Here is a 17,162-nt window from a genome sequence, read left to right on the forward strand (position 1 = left end):
CCCACAGCGCTCGGTACGCTCAGCGGCATGAGACGTCGCGGTGTCACGGTCCTCCTCGGCGCGGTGATCACCGCTTTGCTCAGCGTCGGTGTGCTCACCGCGCCGATCCCGTACGTGGTGCTCGGGCCCGGACCAACGGTGAACACTCTCGGTTCCGCCGACGACAAGCAGGTGATCGAGGTCGACGGCCGGCAGACCTCCACCTCCGCCGGGCAACTCCGGCTGACCACCGTCGGAGTGCAACCGGAGGTGAAGCTGCTCGGCGCGGTCGCCGGCTGGTTCTCGCCGGACGAGGCGGTGGTGCCACGAGAGTTGATCTATCCGCCGGGGCAGAGCCGGGAGCAGGTCGACGAGCGCAACAAGGAGGACTTCGTGGCCTCCCAGAGCAGCGCCGAGACGGCCGCGCTGCGGGAACTCGGCTACCCGGTCCAGGTCGTGGTGAAGGCGGTGACACCGGGCGGGCCGTCCGCCGACCAGCTTCGACCGGGTGACCAGATCACCGCGGTGGACGGGCAGCCGGTGTCGACCGCCAGAGGGCTCACCGAGCTGATCCGGGCGAAGCCGGCGGGCACCCGGTTCGTGATCAACTATCTGCGTGGCGACGGCACCGGATCCGCGACCGGTTCGGGTGCCCCGCGGACGGCCGAGGTGACCACCCGGGCGGAGCCGGGCGAGCCGCCCCGGATCGGTGTGGAGATCGAGCAGAAGCAGCCGCACCCGTTCCAACTGAAGATCAACCTGGCGGACATCGGCGGACCGAGTGCCGGGCTGATGTTCGCCCTCGGCATCATCGACAAGCTGGAGCCGGAGGATCTGACCGGCGGTCAGGTCATCGCCGGCACCGGCACCATCGACGACGAGGGCAAGGTCGGCCCGATCGGCGGGATCCCGCAGAAACTCGTGGGTGCCAAGCGGGCCGGGGCGAAGGTGTTCCTGGTGCCGGCCGACAACTGCGCCGAGGCCACGGCGAACCCCCAGTCGGGGCTGGCGCTACTCAGGATCGGAACCCTGGACGAGGCGTTGGACGCGCTGGAGACCCTGCGCGCGGGCGGTCAGCCCACCCGGTGCTGATCTTCATGTCGCCGTCGGTCGAGGCGTCACCGCCCGCATTCAGAAACACCCCGTACGCTAGGTGGCCAGCAGATCGCCAGAACCGAGCGGGCGGAGCCGACACGTGGTAATGCGAAGCACCCCCCTTCCCAGAATGAGCCGGCGCGGCCGCGTCACGGTCGGCGTCCTGCTGGGGGTTTTCCTGCTCTTCACCCTGCTGGGGTGGGGAGTCAACGCGTGGACCGACTGGCTCTGGTTCGACGAGGTCGACTTCACCCAGGTCTTCACCGGTGTGCTGGTCACCCGGCTGGTGCTGTTCGCGGTGGTCGGTGTCGGGATGGCACTCATCCTCGGCGGCAACCTCTGGCTGGCGTACCGGCTCCGGCCGGCGCTGCGGCCGCACTCGCCGGAACAGGCGGCGCTGGAGCGCTACCGGATGCTGCTCGGTCCCCGGATCCTGCGGTGGATCGCGGCGGTGGCGGTACTTGTCGGCATTTTCGCCGGACTCTCCGCGCAGAACCGGTGGGGCCAGTGGATGTTGTTCCGCAATGGCGGGAACTTCGGCGTGACGGACCCGGAGTTCGGCATCGACATCGGGTTCTACGTCTTCCAGTTGCCGTTCTGGCGGTACCTGCTCGGCGTCGGGTTCACCGTCGTGGTGCTGTCGGTGCTCGGTTCGCTGGCGATGCACTACATCTTCGGCGGGGTTCGGCTGCAGGGCGTCGGTGACCGGATGACAAATGGCGCCCGGGCCCACCTGACCAGCCTGGTCGCGGCGTTCGTCCTGCTCAAAGCAGTCGCGTACGTGCTGGACCGGCGGACCATGCTGCTGGAGTACAACGAGAGCGCCAAGCTCTACGGAGCCGGCTTCGCCGACATCAACGCACTGCTACCGGCCAAGGAGATACTGGCCTACATCTCGATCGTGGTGGCCATCGCGATCATCGTCTTCTCCAACGCGATGATGCGCAACCTGGTCTGGCCAGGGATCTCGCTCGCCCTGCTGGGCCTCGCCGCGGTGGCCATCGGCGGCATCTACCCATGGTCGGTGCAGACGTTCGAGGTGAAGCCGAGCGCCAAGGTCAAGGAGGCGCCGTACATCGAGCGGAGCATCGAGGCGACCCGGGCGGCGTTCGGGTTGACCGAGACCCAGGTGACTCCGTACGGGGCCGGTAACCTCGTGCCACCGGCCAGCCTGGCCACCGACACCGCGGTGGTGCCGAACATCCGGCTCCTCGACCCGCAACTCGTCTCCGAGACCTACACGCAGCGGCAGCAGGTCCGCCGGTTCTACGACTTCGGGCCGAAACTGGATGTCGACCGGTACTCGGTGCAGGACAAGACCCAGGACTACGTGGTCGGCGTCCGCGAGATCAGCTACCGGCAGCTCAGCGACCAGCAGAACAACTGGATCAACCGGCACACGGTATTCACCCACGGGTACGGGCTGGTGGCCGCGCCGGCCAACCAGGTGGCCTGCGGCGGTCAGCCGTACTTCGTGAGCGGCTTCCTCGGCGAGCGCGAGCAGCTCTGCTCCTCTGCCACCGAGCAGATCGTCGCCGAGCAACCCCGGATCTACTACGGCGAGCGGATGGGGCCGGACGACTACGCCGTCGTCGGCCAGGCCACCGCCGACCGCGATGTCGAGTTCGACCGGCCGATCGGCGGCGACTCCGAGCAGAACTACACGTACGACGGCGCGGGCGGGGTGTCGATCGGCTCGTTCGGCCGCCAGCTGCTCTACGCGATCAAGGAGCAGGAGGCCAACTTCCTGCTCTCCGAGGCGGTAAACGACAACTCGAAGCTGCTCTACGTCCGCAACCCGCGGGACCGGGTGGAGAAGGTGGCGCCGTTCCTCACCCTGGACGGCGACCCGTACCCGGCGGTGATCGGCGGGCGGATCCAGTGGATCATCGACGGCTACACCACCGCGGCGACCTACCCGTACGCCGAACGGATCAACCTGCAGACCGAGACCACGGACGAGTTGACCAACCAGGGGACGTTCCAGCTGGCCCGGGAGAACGTCAACTACATGCGGAACTCGGTGAAAGCAACCGTCGACGCGTACGACGGCACCGTCAAGTTGTACGAGTTCGACGAGCAGGATCCCGTGCTGCGGGCCTGGAACAAGGCGTTCGGCGGCGACCTGGTGATCCCCAAGGCGGAGATCCCGGACGACCTGGCGGCCCACCTCCGCTATCCGGCCGACCTGTTCAAGGTGCAGCGCAACCTGCTCACCCGATTCCACGTCACGGACCCGGGGGAGTTCTACTCCGAGCAGGATTTCTGGCAGGTGCCGAACGTGCCGGACAACCCGGACGGCGGGCGCAAGATGCCGCCGTACTACCTCTACACCAAGCTGCCCGAGCAGGACGCGCCGCGGTTCCAGCTCACCTCGGCGGTAACGCCGAACGGTCGGCAGAACCTGGCCGCGCTCATCTCCGGCTCGTACGTGGACGGGCAGCCCAGGTTGGAGATGCTGGAGCTGCCGGACGAGACCCGGATCTCGGGTCCGGTCCAGGTGCACCAGCAGATGACAAGCAACGGGACGATCCGGCAGCAACTGGCCACCCTGACCGCGGACCAGAAGGCCGAGGTGCAGTACGGCAACCTGCTGTCGTTGCCGTTCGGTGACGGGATGCTCTACGTCGAACCGGTGTACGTGAAGAGCAACCAGCAGAACGCCCCGCCGCTGCTGCAGAAGATCCTGGTGTCGTACGGCGACGGCGGCACGTATGTGGCGCTGGCGAACTCGCTCGCCGAGGGTATCGAGCAACTCGTCAAGCAGGGCTCGGACGCGTCCGGCACCGCCAACCCACCGTCAGAGGACCCGCCGCCGTCCGACGACCCGCCCCCGGCCGGCGGGCAGTCGCCGCCACCGGCGCTCACCGGTGAGTTGGCCGCGGCGGCGCAGAAGGTGCAGGACGCGATCACCGAGGTGAAGGCCGCGCAGACGTCCGGCGACTTCGAGCGCTACGGCCGGGCGTTGAAGGCCCTGGACCAGGCGATGAACGAGTTCGCCAGCCTGTCCCGCAATGCCGCTACCCCGGGCGCCGCCCCGTCCGGCTCACCGAGCCCGGGTGGCACCCCGTCTGGTAGCGCGCCGCCGACACCCAGCGGCTGACCGGATCACGACGCCACCCGACGCCCGCGTCAGACAGGAGGTACCGCGAACAGGACGGTGGCCGACGCACGACTGCCGCGGCCACCTGGCGGGTCGGGGCGCGATGTAGTCCCGGCAGTCCTGTTCGCGGAACCTCGACCCGACGGCGCCCGGTGCGACCCCGCGCGGGCGCCGTCGTGTTGACGGGGCACGCCTGGCGGTCAGGCCATGCGGTCGGTCTCCCTGTTCGCAGAGGCCCCCTCGCGCCCGTGCCCGTGCCCGCACCGTGCCAGCGTCGGCGCCCGCGCCAAGATCAAAACGGTTTCGGAGATATTGGGGTGTCGCGGCCGATTCAACCCCGCAACCTCCCCGACCTTGTGTTCGTCGGTAGGCGGGGTGGGCGGGGTGCGGGTTCCTGGCGGCGCCCACCCCGTTTTGCGGGCCTGCCCACCGATGCGCTACTGTTTACAAGTCGCCGCGGGGTGGAGCAGCTCGGTAGCTCGCTGGGCTCATAACCCAGAGGTCGCAGGTTCAAATCCTGTCCCCGCTACTACGACGAAACGCCCCCGAGAGAACTCGGGGGCGTTTCGCTTGCCAAGGCCGCCACCATGGCCGGCGCCCAGGCGCGCCCCCGGCGCCATGTCCTGCGTCATGCGGCCCGGCGGGCGGCCGGATGTTGCTTCGCTGCGGCAGGATGTGTGCATGAATCTTCTGCGTACGACATGGGCCCGGCTCGGTGCGCTGGCGACCGCGGTGTTCGTCGCCGTCCTGATCCCGTCGGCCGCCTGGGCTGCCTCCGACACCGGCTCCATGGTGATCGAGGCCGCGCGGCGCCGGCGGGGGACCGGGTTCGGCCTCATCGGCCTGCTGTGCTGCCTCGTGGTGGTGGGCGGGATAGTGCTGGCGGTGCTGCTCATCATGCGTGGCCGTCGCGGCGGCCGCCGCTGATCAGCCCGCCAGGGCGGCGTTGGCGCGCCGGACGAAGTCCTCGGCCGCGGTGCGGCTGGTGCGCCGGCCGGACTGGACATCCTCGGCCGCCTCGACCAGGAGCGCCCGGATCCGGTCGTGCCCACGCGGCGGGGGTGGCGGTGCCGGCCCGAACCGCCGGCTCATGTCGGTCTCGAACTCGGCGGCCAGCTTGGCGCCCGGCTCGGTGAGCGCCGGTCCGACCAGCCGTCGAACGTCCAGGTTGGCGCTCAGCCCCCGGTCGTTGCCCAGAATCCGCCCGGCGTCGGGGTCGTTGGTGAGAAAGTTGATCACGTCGGCCACGGTTTCCGGGTGCCGGGTGCCCCGGTAGCCCGCCCAGTACATGGACGCGCGTGCCCACTGGGCCTCCGGGTCGCCCGGGTAGGCCGCGATGCCGAGCGTGTCCCGGCTCTGCCGCTGGAGTTCCGGGAGTTGGTGTGACCAGACGAAGGACGTGGCCGCCCGGCCGGTCACCACGAGTTGCCGTCGGAGGTCGTCCGAGTGGGCGCCCTGCACCACGGCCGCTGACGGGGTCGCTCGGCTGGCCCGGGCACGCTGCCACAGCTCGAACCACCGGGCCACCTCTGTCGCGGTGCAGGCCAGGCGGGGTCCCTGGTACAGCTCCCGGCCACTGGCACGCAACCACACCCAGAAGGCCCGGATGTCCGCCGACGCGTCCATGGTGCCGGCCACCCGGCCGCCGCCGCTGTCGGTCACTCGTCGCGCCCAGTCCAGGAAATCGTCGTACGACATGCCGGTGAACGGCTCGGGCAGCCCGAGCCGGCGCAGCAGGTCGCGGTTGTAGACGATCGCCGGGGTGTTCTCCGCCGCCGCGACGGCCATCAGCCGGCCCGCCACGGTGCCGTACTGCACCAGACCCGGTGACAGTCGGCTCAGGTCGAGCCGCCGGCTGTCGACCGAGCTGGTGAGATCCAGGACGATGTCCCGCTGCGCGTACTCGGTCAGGTAACTGTCGTCGAGCTGGAACAGATCCGGTGGGTTTCCGCCGCCGGCCTGGGTGGCGAGCCGTTCGTAGTAGCCGCCGGGGCCCTGCCAGGTGACCCGGAAGGTGACCTCCGGGTGGCGTTGCGTGTAGACCTGCAACGCCCGCTCGGTCCGGGTGGCCCGTTCCTGCCCGCCCCACCAGAAGACGGAGAGCTGGACCGGCCCGTCCGCGGACGCTGAGCCGGCGTCGTCGCGGCAGGCGGCGATCCCGCCGGTCAGCAGCAGGACGACGGCCAGCCAGGCGGCGCGGCGGAGACCCGCCACGATGGTGCGAGGGAACACCGGATCTCCTGTCCTCGCCGACTCCTCGCGGCGGCCGGGACCATTTACACAGGGTGGCGGGGGATGTGTCAACGTGGGACGGCGGGCGGGGGCGCGACCGGCGGGTCGGCCCCATGATGTACTGACGATCGTGGAACGTGTGTATACCGGGAAGGTGCGCGATCTCTACGCCGACGGTGACGACCTGATCCTGGTCGCCTCGGACCGGATCTCGGTCTATGACCAGGTGCTGCCGACACCGATCCCCGACAAGGGGAAGTTGCTCACCGCTCTCTCCCTCTGGTGGTTCGAGCAGCTCACCGACATCGTGCCCAACCATGTCGTGTCGGCCACCGAGGTGCCCGCGGAGTTCGCCGGCCGGGCTATCCGGGTCAGGCGGCTGGAGATGGTGCCGATCGAGTGCATTGCCCGCGGCTATCTGACCGGCTCAGGGCTCAAGGAGTACCAGGCCAGCGGCGCGATCTCCGGCGTGCAGCTGCCGCCCGGCCTGGTCGACTCGTCGATCCTGCCGGAGCCGATCTTCACCCCGACCACCAAGGCCGCCGTCGGCGAGCATGACGAGTTCATCACGTACGACGACGTGGTGGCCAAGGTCGGCGCGGAGACCGCCGAGCGGCTGCGCGAGATCACCCTGGCCGTGTACCGGCGGGGGGCCGAGCTGGCCGCCGACCGGGGCGTCATCATCGCCGACACCAAGGTCGAGTTGGGTTGGACCACGGACGGCGTGCTGACCCTCGGCGACGAGGTGCTCACCTCGGACTCGTCCCGGTTCTGGCCGGCCGAGTCCTACCAGCCGGGCCGGGGCCAGTTCTCCCTCGACAAGCAGTACGTCCGGGACTGGGTGGCGAGCACCGGCTGGGATCGGAAGTCGCCGGCCCCGGAGTTGCCACCGGAGATCGTCGACGTCACGCGGGCCCGGTACGTGGACGTGTACGAGAAGCTGACCGGCCGCACCTGGGGATAGGTCAGTCCGCCCAGTCCAGGGTGCGCCGCACGGCCTTGTGCCAGTTGGCCAGCTCGCGGTCGCGGTGTGCCGGATCCATCGCCGGCAGCCACTGCGCGTCCTCGCGCCACTGCCGGCGCAGTGTCGCCAGATCGGGCCAGAAGCCCACGGCGAGCCCGGCCGCGTACGCGGCGCCCAGGCAGGTGGTCTCGGTGATCGTGGGACGTACCACCGGCACGTCCAGCACGTCGGCGAGGAACTGCATGAGCAGCTCGTTCTCGGTCATGCCGCCGTCCACCCGCAGCCGGCGCAGCGCCACGTCCGAGTCGGCGTCCATCGCGTCGACCACCTCACGGGTCTGCCACGCGCTGGCCTCCAGCACCGCCCGGGCCAGGTGGCCCTTGGTGATGTAGCCGGTGAGACCGGCGATCACGCCCCGCGCGTCGCTGCGCCAGTGCGGGGCGAACAACCCGGAGAAGGCCGGCACGATGTAGCAGCCGCCGTTGTCCTCGACCGTACGGGCCAGTTCCTCGACCTCCGGCGCGGACGAGATCAGACCGAGGTTGTCGCGCAGCCACTGCACCAGCGAACCGGTGACCGCAATGGCGCCTTCCAGGGCGTACGCCGGCGGCTCGGCGCCGATCCGGTAGCCGACCGTGGTGAGCAGGCCGTGCCGCGACTCCACCGGGGTGGCGCCGGTGTTGAGCAGCAGGAAGCTGCCGGTGCCGTAGGTGCATTTGCCCTCGCCGGGCTGGAAGCAGGTCTGCCCGAACAGCGCGGCCTGCTGGTCGCCCAGGGCGCTGGCCACCGGTGTCCCGGCCAGCACGCCGCCCTCGGCGGTGCCGTAGATCTCGGCCGACGAGCGGATCTCCGGCAGCATCGCCGCGGGGATTTCCAGCGCGTCCAGCAGTTCCGGATCCCAGCGCAGCGTGCGCAGGTCCATCAGCAGGGTGCGGCTGGCGTTTGTCACGTCGGTGACGTGCCGGCCGGTCAGCTTCCAGATCAGCCAGGAGTCGACGGTGCCGAACAGCACCTCACCGCGTTCCGCCCGGTCGCGCAGGCCGTCGACGTTGTCCAGCAGCCAGCGCAGCTTCGGCCCGGCGAAGTAGGTGGCCAGCGGGAGCCCGGTCCGGGACCGGAACCAGTCCTCGCCGTACGCCTCGTCGAGCCGGCGCAGCAGCGGACCGGTCCGGGTGTCCTGCCACACGATGGCGTTGTGCACCGGTCGGCCGGTCGCCCGGTCCCACACCACTGTGGTCTCCCGCTGGTTGGTGATGCCGATCGCGGCGACCCGGTCGGAGTCGACTCCGGCGTCCGCGAGCGCGTCCCGGAGCACCACCTGGACGTTCGTCCAGATCTCCTCCGCGTCGTGTTCCACCCAGCCGGGTCGGGGGAAGATCTGCCGGTGTTCCCGGCGGGCCACCGTGACGATGGTCCCGTCCGAGTCGAAGACGATGCACCGGGACGAGGTGGTGCCCTGGTCGATGGCCGCGACGTACCGCTCGGTCATCGGAGCACCGTACCGTCCGATCCGCCTCCTATCATGTCTGCGTGCCAGAGATCGCCGTGTTCAGCGGGTCCGCCCATCCCGACCTCGCCGCTGAGATGTGTGCCCAGCTCGGTGTCCCGTTGCAGCCGGTCCGCGTCTCTCGGTTCGCCAACGACTGTCTTGAGGTGCAGTTGCAGGGCAACTGCCGGGAACGGGACGTGTTCCTGATCCAGCCGCTCTCACCCCCGGTGCAGGAGCATCTGGTCGAGCTGCTGCTGATGATCGATGCTGCCCGGGGAGCGTCGGCTCGGCGGATCACCGTGGTGCTGCCGCACTACGCGTACGCCCGGTCCGACAAGAAGGACGAGCCTCGCATCTCGATCGGTGGCCGGCTGGTGGCCGACCTGCTGGTCTCCGCCGGTGCCGATCGGGTGCTCACGATGACCCTGCACTCGCCCCAGGTGCACGGCTTCTTCAGCGTCCCGGTGGATCACCTGCACGCCCTGCGCGAACTGGCCGCGCATTTCCGCCGGTACGACCTGAGTCAGGCGGTGGTCGTCTCCCCGGACCTGGGCTACGCCAAGGAGGCCGCGCACTTCGCCCGGATCCTCGGCACGCCGGTGGCGGCCGGCGCCAAGCAGCGGTTCAGCGACGACCGGGTGCGCATCAGCGCGGTGATCGGCGAGATCGCGGGCAGGGACGTCATCGTGCTCGACGACGAGATCGCGCGGGGCACCACGCTGCTGGAGCTGATGGACCGGTTGCGTGAGCTGAAGGCGGCGTCGGTCCGGTTGGCCTGCACGCACGGACTGTTCGCGGCCCACGCGCTGGACCGGTTGGGCGCCCAGGACGACATTCTGGAGATCGTCTGCACCAACACGGTGCCGATCGCACCCGAGAAGCGGGTGCCCAAGCTGGTCGTGCTCTCGGTGGCGCCGGCCCTGGCGGAGGCGGTCCGCCGGATCCACAACGGTGAGTCGGTGAGCGCCCTGTTCGGCTGACCACCCCCGCCCCCCTGCCCTAGATCGACGGGAAAGGGGGCGGGGTCAGCCGACGACCGGAGTGGTGTCGTCGAGGCTGGTCACGATCCGTACCGTGGTCCCGGTCTCCGAGGTGTGCACCACCATCTCGTCGGTGAGCTGCCGGGCCAGCCAGAGGCCCCAGCCGCCGGCGACGTCCGGTGCGGGCCGCGGCTGTTCGCCGAGCAGGTCGACCGGGATGCCCTCGCCGCTGTCGGAGACCTCGCAGATCACCGCCCGGCGTTCGCACCACAGCCGCAACCAGCCCTGGCCGCCGCCGTGCCGGACCGCGTTGGTGAGCAACTCGTTGACGGCGAGGATGAAATCCTCCAGTCGTTGCCCGGACAGCCCGGAGCCGCCCGCGAACGAGGTGACCGTGTGTCGAAGGTCGGTCACCTCGGCGGGCCCGAAGGTCTCGGTGAGCAGCAACGAGGATTCGATGGGGAATACCGTACGCGGTGATCCCCGGTGGGCGTCGGTCATGGTCGGCTCTCCGCCAGCTGAGCGCGGTTATTCGCGGCTTTTGGACCGTACGTCCGGATCTGGCGTCGGTCTGTCGCTGGTCCCGCCCCGGTGGTGTGGGATCGTCGGGCGTGCCCCTCGACCAGCCGGCACCGGCCGGACCGGACAGCCCGGACCGGCCCGGGAGCCTCCAGACGCCACTCTGGCGGTCGATCGCGGTGTTCCGCGTCGCCGCGCTGGCTTACGTCGCCGTCCTGGTGGCCAGCAACCTTCGCGACTACGCACGGGGCTGGGCGGCCGTCATGGCCCTCGGCGTGATGGCGGTGTGGACCGCGTACACCGCGTACGCGTACGCCCGACCTGACCGGCGGCGTCGGTCCCTGCTCGCCGCCGACCTGCTGCTCGCCGCGACGCTGCTGCTGGCCAGCCCGTGGGTGGTCGGCCGGGCGGCACTCGACGCCGGCGTGCCCACCCTCACCGTGGCCTGGTTGGCCGGCCCGGTGTTGGCCTGGGCGGTCGCGGGCGGCCGTCGGCTGGGCGTCGTGGCGGCGCTGGTCCTGGGCGCCGCCGACCTCTTCGTCCGGGCCCGGATCAACCAGTCGTCGCTCACCGGCGCGACGCTGTTGCTGCTGGCCGGGGTGGCGGTTGGGCACGTGGCGCGGCTCGCGGTGATCGCCGAGGAACGGCTGCAACGGGCCGTCGAACTGGAGGCGGCGACCCGGGAACGGGAACGGCTGGCCCGAGGCATCCATGATTCGGTCCTCCAGGTGCTCGCCCTGGTCCAGCGGCGGGGCGCCCGGTTGGACGGCGAGGCCGGCGAACTGGCCAGGCTGGCTGGTGAGCAGGAGGCGGCCCTGCGGTCGCTGATCGCCAGCCGGGCGCCGGAGGCACCGACCGACAAGCGGGCGGACCTGAACGCCGTGCTGGCCGGCTACGCCTCGGACCGGGTGTCGATCGCCGGTCCGGCCACGCCGGTGTGGATTGGGGCCCGACCAGCCACGGAGGTGGAGGCGGCGACCCGGGCGGCGCTCGACAACGTCGCCCGGCACGGCGGCGGCCGGGCGTGGGTGCTGATCGAGGAGACCGCCGACGAGGTGACCGTGTCGATCCGGGACGAGGGCCCGGGGATCCCGCCCGGCCGGTTGGCAGAGGCGGCGGACCAGGGTCGGCTCGGCGTCGCCCAGTCGATCCGTGGCCGGATCGCCGAGGTCGGCGGCACGGTGGAGATCACCTCCGCTGCCGGGCAGGGAACCGATGTCGAATTCCGGATCCCGCGGGACTGATCGGGCGTTCCGGCTGGGCTGGGCGTCCCCGACCACAGCCACCGGCCCCTCGGCTGGCCCCCTGCCGGCCGGACGAGGGCGTTGACACAGGTCCTACAGTGCGACGCATGACTGGGCAGGCTGAGCCGCCGATCCGGGTGATGGTCGTCGACGACCATCCCATGTGGCGTGAGGGGGTGGCCCGAGACCTCGGCGAGGCGGGCCACGAGGTGGTGGCGACCACCGGCGAGGGTCGGCAGGCGGTACGGATCGCCGGCGCCGCCCGACCCGATGTGGTGGTGCTCGACCTGCAACTGCCCGACATCTCCGGGGTGGAGGTGATCCGCGGCCTCGCCGCGGCGCTGCCCGGGGTCCGGGTGCTCATGCTGTCGGCCAGCGGCGAGCAGCAGAGCGTGCTGGACGCCGTGAAGGCCGGTGCCACCGGCTACCTGGTGAAGTCGGCGGCGCCGGCCGAGTTCCTGGACGCCGTGCGGCGCACCGCGGCCGGTGAGGCCGTGTTCACCCCCGGCCTGGCCGGTCTGGTGCTCGGCGAGTACCGCCGGCTGGCCACCGCCCCCGAACCAGCCGGAGAACCAGGCGCCCCGCGGCTCACCGATCGGGAGACCGAGGTGCTCCGGCTGGTGGCCAAGGGTTTGTCGTACAAGCAGATCGCGGAGCGGCTGGGGCTGTCGCACCGGACGGTGCAGAACCACGTCCAGAACACGCTCGGCAAGCTGCACCTGCACAACCGGGTGGAACTGACCCGCTACGCGATCGAGCGCGGCCTGTCCTAGGGTCAGGCCAGCGCGGGAGCCCGACCGTCAGTGCCGCTCCGGCGGCTGGGTCTCGTGTACGGCGAGTTCCTCCGCGCTGGCCCCGCCACCGGACGCGCCGACGTCCCGGGCCACCGAGTCCGGCTCCTCGTCGGTGCCGGCGCCCTCGTCCGGCTCCACCAACCGACCCACCTGGCCCTCGGCTGCCCCGCCGAGCCTGCCGTGGTCGTACAGCGAGACGGGGGAGTTCGGATCGGAGCGCGGGCCGGGATCCAGCACGTCAGCGTCGAGTTGCGCCTCGGCGGCGGCCTGCGGGCTGTCCGCCTCGGCAGCCAGGGCCGGGTCGACGGCGCCGGCGAGCGGGTCGTCGACAGGCCGTTCGAGCCGCTCCCGGCCCAGCTTGTCGTCCAGCGACTCGCCCTCCAACTGCTCCTCGGCGGTGGTGCCGAAGCGGTCCACCTCCATCGGGCCGTCCTCCCGGTCCGGTGGCAGCGGAGCCGGGTCCGGGCCGTCGGCCTCCCGGCCGGTCTCGACGTCGTCGTACGCCGTCGAGTCGTCATCGGCGGTGTCTGGCAGCCCCTGGGCCTCGGGGTCGGAGATCGGCGTCGGGAAGTCGTCGTCGCGCATGGCAGGTGACCTACCCACTGACCCCGGTCGGTAACCGGTGGAAGCGGGGCCAGCGTCGGCAGGTGACTGTGTGTCTCCTGAGAAACCGCGCGTTGGATTGTCCCTCGGCCGAACGGGCAGTAGTGTCGGCCCCCCAGAGTTGAACACGCTCAGGCGACTTCGCCGGCTGGAATCAATATCAACTCGCGAGATGCTCAAGACGCGGGCATCGGCCAGCACAGCTCGACATCGACGTGTGCCGCCCCAGGTGGCGCGCCTAGGAGGCTGCGCGATGATCCGTACCGCTGCCAGCACCACATCCAACCGCATCGACCCGGCCGCCCTCGACGCCATGGCTTCCGCGTACGCGGAACGCGCCGGCTCGCCGGACACCCGGGGCGCCGGACACCGGGACGGCCGGAACGACCTGGTGCGGGCCGCACTGCCGTTCGCCACCCGGATCGCCCGCCGGTACGCCAACCGTGGCGAGCCGCTGGATGACCTGGAACAGGTCGCCCGGCTCGGCCTCGTCAAGGCGGTGGACCGTTTCGACCCCGACCGCGGGCCGTTCACCGGCTACGCCGCCGTCACCATCACCGGCGAGCTGCGCCGGCACTTCCGCGACCGGACCTGGAGCGTGCACGTCCCCCGGCGGATGCAGGAACTCAGTCGGGAGGTCGTCCGGTTGGACGCGGACCTCACCACCGAGTTGCACCGCCGCCCCACCGTCGTCGAGCTGGCCACCAGGCTGAACCGCTCGACAGATGACATCCACACGGCCCGGGAAACGGCGGCGGCGTACGCGTCGCTGTCGCTCAACGCCCCGCGACACGACGATCCCGGCACCGAACTCGCCGATGACCTCGGCGCGGTTGACCCCCACATGGACATGGTCGAGGACCGGGTCACCGTCACCGCGCTGCTGTGCCGGTTGCCGGCCCGGGAGCGTCAGATCCTGGCGCTGCGGTTCTACGGCAACAGGACGCAGCAGGAGATCGCCGACGAACTGGGCATCTCCCAGATGCATGTGTCCCGGCTGCTCACCCGGGCGCTGGCCTGGCTGCGTCAGTGCATGCTCAGCGACCGGCCGCAGTCCTGGCACCCCGGTTCGGCCGCGCTGGACAGTCTGGTGCTCCGTCATCAGCGGGTCGGCGACGTGCTCCGGATCGAGGTGGTGGGCGAGATCGACCGGGACACCGCCGGGCGACTGCGCGACGCGCTGCTGCACGCGTCCCGGCAGCCGGTGCGGCAGGTGGAGCTGCGCCTACGCGGCGTGCCGTTCATCGACGCCGCTGGCATCTCCGCGTTGCTCGTCGGCTTCGAGGCCGCCCGCGGCGCCCACATCCGGCTCCGGCTCACGGCGGTGCAGCCGCACGTCGTCCGTACGCTCAGGATGGCCCGGCTCAGCTTCCTGCTGAACGCGCAGGAGTGACGCGACGACATCGGCCGCTGGTCAGCGGCCGGGCTCGTCCTCGGCGTACAGCACAGCCCAGATCAGCTTGCCGTCGGTGAGGGGGGTGACTCCCCACCGGCGCGCCACGCTGTCGACAAGCAGCAGACCCCGGCCGCCGGCGGAGGTGGTCGGTGCCGATCCGGTGAAGACGGGCGGCTCCGGCGAGTAGTCCCGGACCGACAGGTGCAGCGCGTCGCCACGGTACGCGAGTTGAAGCGTCATCGGGGTGTGCGCGTGCACGACCACGTTGTTGACCAGTTCGGTGGCCGCGATGCAGCCGGGGCCGATCAGGTCCGGCACGTCCCACCTCGCGCATCCCTCGGTGACGAGGCCGCGGGCCCGCCGGGCCGCGCCTACCGCCGGATCCAGCCGGGCGCTGAGCGATCGGGCGGAGGTCTCGGCCGCCCGTCGTCCGACCGTACCGGCGTCGACCGGTGTGACAAGCAACTCGCCGACCGGCCATTCGGCAGTCTCCTGGGAGACCTCGTCGAACACGGCGAGCGTCTGCGGGTCCCGGACCGACAACCCCGACACGTCCACCACGACGGGCGACGGCCGGTCCGCGAGCGCGGTGAGCAACGTCTCACGGATCACTCCGGCTGTGGGCGGCGCGAGTACGCCCACCAACCGGACCGGCGCATGAGGCTCCGTCTCCACCAGGACGCGCACGTTGGTCGGCATGACCGACTCATTGTGCACGGTCGCCCGATGCTCCGCATCCGCCGGATCAGCGGCGGACACGAGGGGGTTCCACGCACATGGTCCGGACCTCTGGCCGGGCGGCCCCGGTGACCGCGGTGGTCCGATCCCGCCCGCGGCGCCGCCAGTAATGTTCCATGACTGTGCCCGTACCCCGGCCGGACACCCCCCATGCGGCAATGGTTTGCCGTAATCCGGTCGGCGGGTAACTGCGGCCACAGTGGCGTGTGCACCGACACGCTCCGCATCTGACCACTGGAGCGACCGATGAGCGATGCCGACGCCGCCGGCCGGCACGACGCTGAGCCGCTCGCCTCGCTCGTCAGCCAGCTCCGCCGGGAGCGGGACGGGCTGCGGGAGGCGATGCGTACCCGGGCCCTGATCGAGCAGGCCAAGGGCGTGCTGATGGCGCGCCACCGGATCGACGCCGACGCCGCCTTCGATCGGCTGAGCCGGACTTCACAGGAGCGGAACGTCCGCCTCGCGGAACTCGCGGCCGCCGTGGTCGCCCAGGTGAGCCCGCCGCCCGGCAGCGCGGCCCGCCCGCAACCACGCCCGGCGCGGGGGTCGGCCGGCCGGGCCGTACCGGTCCGGGTCGGCGAGCCGGGACGACTGGCATCGCCAACCCTCGCCCCGCCCGCGACCGAGGACCTGCCGCGGGTGGGACACCTCCTGCTGGCTTCCCGGTTGGCGGCGGCGCCGGACCGGGACGCCATCGTCGCCGCGTTGGCGGAGCCGGCGACGGCGTGGCCACCGCCGGCCAGCGTGGTACTCACCCGGTGCGAGCCGGACGGTGCGCTGCGGGTGGTGGCGGCGGTCGGTCTGTCTCCCGAGATGGCGAGCCAATGGGCCCGCATCCCGCCGCAGGTGGAGGTGCCGCTCACCACGAGCGCGCGGACCGGGGAGCCGGTCTGGCTGGCCGACCGCGAGCAGGTCGACGACGCGTACCCGCTGATGTCCCGGTTGGCGCACGTCGCCGCCGGTGTGACGCTGCCGGTGACGTACCGCGGCCGGATGCTGGGGGTCCTCGGCCTGGCCTGGCGCGACGCGCTCGATCTCGACGACGCCCTGCGCGCCTACCTGACGGCAGCGGCCGACCTCGTCGGCCAGGCGTGGGCCCGGATAGCCAGTGGCGGTGCGCCGGAGCCGACCCCGGACGACGTCGCCGACGAGCCGTGGATCCAGTCGCTGCTGGATGGCGCGCTCACGCCGGCGGCGCTGCTCGCCCCGCGGTCCGAGGGCGGGACCGTGACCGACTTCATCGTGGTACGAGCCAATCCGGCGGCCGTTTCCGACGCGCAGCGCCAGGGGGTCCGACTGGTCGGCGCCACCCTCTTGACGGTCGTGCCGGAGGCGGGACCACGGACGCTGCTGCCCCTGTGCCGGGCGGTGCTGGCCGATGGACGTTCCCGGCAGCTCGACGACGTCTATCTCTCGGGCCTCACCGAGGACGCGTCGGGGCACTACACCGTTCGGGTGGTGCGGCTCGGCGACCGCCTCCAGGTGACCTGGCGGGCCTGGTCGGCGGCGGAGTTGACGCACGAGGATCTGGTGGCGGCGGGACGGGCCGTCGGGGTGGCGGCCTTCCGCTGGCGCCTCGGCACCCGGGAGTTGCGCGGTACGGCCAACCTGAGGCAGTTGCTGGACTGGCCGAGCGGTCGCGCGCTGGCCCCGGACACCGTGGGAGAGGTGGTGGATCCGGGCGGGTGGTTGGAGGTCCGCCGGGCGGTGGTCCACACGCTGCGTACCGGTGCGCCACTACGCCGCACGATCCGGCTCCGGACCGGCAACCGGTGGTTGCAGGTGGTGGCCGAGCGACTCGCCGACGAAGCCGGGCGGCCGGTTGCGCTGCGTGGCCATCTTCGGGACGTCTCGCGCCTGCCCGTTGTCCGGATACCGCCGCCGATGTCCGGACAACGCCGGGAGCTGAGTGATCCACCCGGAGCCGGTTGGCCGATATGACGCCTTTGTCCGCCTCCGAATAGCACGTTTGGGCTCCGGCGGGCACGGATAATGGGAGCCTCTGATCGGGAGGGCAGTCGCCCCT

At 71.2% G+C, this 17,162-nt stretch carries 14 protein-coding genes and 1 tRNA gene; 10 read left to right on the forward strand and 5 right to left on the reverse strand.

The features are described 5' to 3' along the window. The first annotated feature begins 27 nt into the window (after positions 1-27). The 4 genes from ACFQUZ_RS24300 to ACFQUZ_RS24315 all read left to right on the forward strand — a co-directional run bounded on the left by ACFQUZ_RS24300 (position 28) and on the right by ACFQUZ_RS24315 (position 5,104). On the forward strand, positions 28-1,071 hold the full coding sequence (locus ACFQUZ_RS24300; RefSeq protein WP_377446140.1) for a PDZ domain-containing protein: 1,044 nt from the start codon (positions 28-30) through the stop codon (positions 1,069-1,071). Between the two features lie 133 nt (positions 1,072-1,204). Next, a complete protein-coding gene (locus ACFQUZ_RS24305; RefSeq protein ID WP_377446142.1) occupies positions 1,205-4,177 on the forward strand; it encodes a UPF0182 family protein in 2,973 nt (990 codons plus the stop codon). A 455-nt stretch (positions 4,178-4,632) separates the two neighbouring features. After that, a tRNA-Met gene (locus ACFQUZ_RS24310) sits at positions 4,633-4,706 on the forward strand. 152 nt (positions 4,707-4,858) lie between these two features. Further along, positions 4,859-5,104 (forward strand): hypothetical protein, encoded by a 246-nt coding sequence (locus tag ACFQUZ_RS24315; protein WP_377446144.1) that lies wholly within the window; start codon positions 4,859-4,861, stop codon positions 5,102-5,104. Here the strand turns inward: ACFQUZ_RS24315 and ACFQUZ_RS24320 are convergent, their stop codons facing one another. After that, on the reverse strand, positions 5,105-6,409 hold the full coding sequence (locus ACFQUZ_RS24320) for an ABC transporter substrate-binding protein (protein ID WP_377446146.1): 1,305 nt from the start codon (positions 6,407-6,409) through the stop codon (positions 5,105-5,107). 130 nt (positions 6,410-6,539) lie between these two features. Here ACFQUZ_RS24320 and ACFQUZ_RS24325 point away from each other — a divergent pair, with 130 nt between their 5' ends. Beyond that, a complete protein-coding gene (locus tag ACFQUZ_RS24325; protein ID WP_377446148.1) occupies positions 6,540-7,373 on the forward strand; it encodes a phosphoribosylaminoimidazolesuccinocarboxamide synthase in 834 nt (277 codons plus the stop codon). Between the two features lies 1 nt (position 7,374). Here the strand turns inward: ACFQUZ_RS24325 and glpK are convergent, their stop codons facing one another. Beyond that, on the reverse strand, positions 7,375-8,862 hold the full coding sequence (glpK, locus tag ACFQUZ_RS24330; protein WP_377446150.1) for a glycerol kinase GlpK: 1,488 nt from the start codon (positions 8,860-8,862) through the stop codon (positions 7,375-7,377). 41 nt (positions 8,863-8,903) lie between these two features. On the opposite strand from glpK, the gene ACFQUZ_RS24335 reads away from it, so the two are divergent. After that, on the forward strand, positions 8,904-9,842 hold the full coding sequence (locus ACFQUZ_RS24335; RefSeq protein ID WP_377446152.1) for a ribose-phosphate diphosphokinase: 939 nt from the start codon (positions 8,904-8,906) through the stop codon (positions 9,840-9,842). A 45-nt stretch (positions 9,843-9,887) separates the two neighbouring features. Here ACFQUZ_RS24335 and ACFQUZ_RS24340 read toward each other — a convergent pair whose 3' ends face one another. Next, complete coding sequence (locus ACFQUZ_RS24340; RefSeq protein WP_377446154.1) at positions 9,888-10,343, reverse strand: ATP-binding protein; 456 nt, start codon at positions 10,341-10,343, stop codon at positions 9,888-9,890. A 110-nt stretch (positions 10,344-10,453) separates the two neighbouring features. Here ACFQUZ_RS24340 and macS point away from each other — a divergent pair, with 110 nt between their 5' ends. Next, complete coding sequence (gene macS, locus ACFQUZ_RS24345) at positions 10,454-11,605, forward strand: MacS family sensor histidine kinase (RefSeq protein WP_377446156.1); 1,152 nt, start codon at positions 10,454-10,456, stop codon at positions 11,603-11,605. Between the two features lie 107 nt (positions 11,606-11,712). Continuing rightward, positions 11,713-12,378: a response regulator gene (locus ACFQUZ_RS24350; RefSeq protein WP_377446158.1), complete on the forward strand. Its 666-nt coding sequence runs from the start codon at positions 11,713-11,715 to the stop codon at positions 12,376-12,378. Between the two features lie 27 nt (positions 12,379-12,405). Here the strand turns inward: ACFQUZ_RS24350 and ACFQUZ_RS24355 are convergent, their stop codons facing one another. After that, entirely contained in the window at positions 12,406-12,984 is a 579-nt protein-coding gene (locus ACFQUZ_RS24355) for a DUF5709 domain-containing protein (RefSeq protein ID WP_377446160.1), read from the reverse strand. A 271-nt stretch (positions 12,985-13,255) separates the two neighbouring features. Here ACFQUZ_RS24355 and ACFQUZ_RS24360 point away from each other — a divergent pair, with 271 nt between their 5' ends. Further along, positions 13,256-14,395, forward strand: coding sequence for a SigB/SigF/SigG family RNA polymerase sigma factor (locus ACFQUZ_RS24360; protein ID WP_377446162.1), 1,140 nt, complete (start codon positions 13,256-13,258; stop codon positions 14,393-14,395). Positions 14,396-14,416: 21 nt separating this feature from the next. Here the strand turns inward: ACFQUZ_RS24360 and ACFQUZ_RS24365 are convergent, their stop codons facing one another. After that, positions 14,417-15,097, reverse strand: coding sequence for an ATP-binding protein (locus ACFQUZ_RS24365; protein WP_377446164.1), 681 nt, complete (start codon positions 15,095-15,097; stop codon positions 14,417-14,419). Between the two features lie 285 nt (positions 15,098-15,382). Between ACFQUZ_RS24365 and ACFQUZ_RS24370 the strand changes: the two genes are divergently transcribed. Next, positions 15,383-17,077: an ANTAR domain-containing protein gene (locus tag ACFQUZ_RS24370; protein ID WP_377446166.1), complete on the forward strand. Its 1,695-nt coding sequence runs from the start codon at positions 15,383-15,385 to the stop codon at positions 17,075-17,077. Positions 17,078-17,162: the final 85 nt, after the last annotated feature.

The organism is Plantactinospora sp. GCM10030261 (assembly GCF_042666615.1).
Taxonomy (GTDB): domain Bacteria; phylum Actinomycetota; class Actinomycetes; order Mycobacteriales; family Micromonosporaceae; genus KBS50.